This is a genomic window from Psychrobacter sp. CAL346-MNA-CIBAN-0220, assembly GCF_040309805.1.
GTDB lineage: Bacteria > Pseudomonadota > Gammaproteobacteria > Pseudomonadales > Moraxellaceae > Psychrobacter.
Map to the genome: position 1 here is coordinate 1 of NZ_JBEOPF010000756.1, position 234 is coordinate 234.

A 234-nucleotide genomic window follows, 5' to 3' on the forward strand; every position below is an offset into this window, starting at 1 on the left:
GTGCCTAGCAGAGGCTTAGACGGATTTTAATCTTTATACTTTTCGCTCACTAGTAGGATAGTTATGTCTTTCGAAAAATCAAAAAAAATTCTTATCGCGCTTGATTATGATGATCAGCAAACTGCTTTAGCATTTGTAAAACAGTTATCACCAGATACCTGTCGATTAAAAGTGGGCAAAGAAATGTTTACTTATTTTGGTCCTGCATTTGTTAAAGAATTGGTCGATTTAGGT

Annotated in this window: 1 protein-coding gene; it reads left to right on the forward strand. The window is 34.6% G+C overall.

The annotated features are described in order from the left end of the window. Window positions 1-63: 63 nt before the first annotated feature. On the forward strand, window positions 64-234 hold a 171-nt coding region (locus AAEY88_RS15560), incomplete at its 3' end, for an orotidine 5'-phosphate decarboxylase / HUMPS family protein (protein WP_350563843.1).